This window comes from Enterobacter sp. CGMCC 5087, assembly GCF_003144775.1.
Classification (GTDB): domain Bacteria; phylum Pseudomonadota; class Gammaproteobacteria; order Enterobacterales; family Enterobacteriaceae; genus Enterobacter; species Enterobacter cloacae_M.
This window is the reverse complement of sequence record NZ_QFXN01000106.1, coordinates 1-1736: the sequence shown is the minus strand read 5'-3', so window position 1 is coordinate 1736 and position 1736 is coordinate 1. Positions and strand designations below refer to the sequence as shown.

Genomic DNA, 1736 nt, shown 5'->3' with positions numbered 1-1736 from the left:
CCCGATAGGGCTGGCGGGGGGGATAAACCTTTACCAGTATGCGCCGAATGCGCTGGGGTGGGTGGATCCGTGGGGGTTGTCGAGATGTAAAGCACCGAACGGATATAAAACTGGTGATGTTGATCCACATGGTAATCTTTCGCCTGGTGTAAACAGAGCATCGGGTCATACAAATAGTAAAAATGATGGGTTTGTACAAAGTCACCACCCAATACAGGACGCTTGGGCTAAGAAAAGAATAAACGGTTACCAGAGAAATACTGCACCTGCTACGTTACTTAAGTCCGCATCAGGCAGTCCGCACGCGAATATAAGTTCTGCTCAACGAACTCGTAGAGCTTTGCCAGGAGGTTGGGATACAACATTGAAACAAGAGTTTCATATCAGTTACAAAGAAATGATTGATGCAGGTGTTCCAAAGCAGCAGGCTAGGAAATCGATTAGTGACTCTTATAAATATTTTGACCAGTTAAGAGAGTTAAATAGTAGTAATGTTTATTTTGATATATAACTTATTAATTTATAGGTAATCCGATATGGAAAAAAAAGATTTAATCGATCAGTTAAATGAAATTGAAAAATTCATGCACATGCCTTTACCTTCTAAATATAAGCGCTTTATGATTGAGAACGTCAAGGACACTGACTCGTATGAAATTCAACGAGCGAATGGTGATCAGCTTTATGTTTTCAATTGTTTTGATTTACTTGAAAGAAATAATACCTATGCAATTCAAGAAGTTGAGCCCGACGTTTTATTGATTGGTCAAGATGGTGATCTTGGGTACTTCTTAAATTTGCGCAAAGGTTCTGATGAGATTTATTCTTTAGATCTTGGAGCGTTAGGAAGCCTAGACATGGATAAAGAAAGTGATAGCATATTTATGCTATAATGTTTTTTTTAAAACTAGATCAATGTTTTGGGAAAATCCACACCAAATCGTGAATATTTTCTTTCAAAAGAAATTAAACATAAAAAGAAGTTCATCATATTGCAATTTTTAATGATGTAATCTTTACATTCCGCCCCAGCACTGCGCCGCTGGTCTCTCCGCTCGCATTACGACTACCGCAATAACCTGGTGCGGGAAGAGCGGGACGATAACCCGTTCAGCTGGTATCGCTGGCAGTACGACAGCGCCGGGCGCCTGCTGGTTCAGGACGGCACGCTGCCCGGCCAGGAGCAGTGGCGCTGGGATGCAGCCGGTAACCCACTCGAAGGGGTTGCGGTGAAGGTCACACACAACCGCCTGACGCAGCTGAACGGCATTCGCTGGCGCTATGACATCCACGGCCGCACCGTGGAGAAAGATAACGGCCAGACCCGCTGGCACTACCGCTACGACGGTGAACATCGCCTGACGGAAGTCATCAGCCAGCCGCGGGACCGCAATAAACCGCAGACGCAGGTCAGCTTCCGCTACGATCCGCTCGGGCGACGCATCAGCAAAACGCGCCGCCAGATGCTGGGCGGACAGCCAACCGGCAAGTCGGTGACCACCCGGTTTGTCTGGGAAGGGTTCCGTCTGCTGCAGGAGGTGCACGGGGATGTGCCGCTGACCTACGTCTACAGCGATCAGGACAGCTACGATCCGCTGGCGCGTATTGATGGCGTGGATGCTCCGGAGATCTTCTGGTTCCACTGCCAGCCCAACGGCACGCCGGAGCGGATGACGGATAGTGAAGGGCAGGTGCGCTGGGAGGGGGTGAACAGCGCCTGGGGCAAGCTGCTGCGT

At 48.3% G+C, this 1736-nt stretch carries 2 protein-coding genes and 1 pseudogene; all 3 read left to right on the top strand.

The window, feature by feature from the left end; genetic code table 11:
- Positions 1–511 (top strand): Rhs family protein (locus tag DEO48_RS09955; RefSeq protein ID WP_258306088.1); only part of this gene is annotated, 511 nt, incomplete at its 5' end.
- A gap of 25 nt (positions 512–536) precedes the next feature.
- Positions 537–893, top strand: a complete 357-nt coding sequence (locus DEO48_RS09950) for an SMI1/KNR4 family protein (RefSeq protein WP_109845051.1) — start codon at positions 537–539, stop codon at positions 891–893.
- A 135-nt stretch (positions 894–1028) separates the two neighbouring features.
- A pseudogene (locus tag DEO48_RS09945) lies at positions 1029–1736 on the top strand (RHS domain-containing protein); the annotation flags it as partial.

What these genes read in the sequence shown, in the direction of transcription:
- DEO48_RS09950 (WP_109845051.1), top strand. Translation starts at nt 537, where the DNA reads ATGGAAAAAAAAGATTTAATCGATCAGTTAAATGAAATTGAAAAATTC.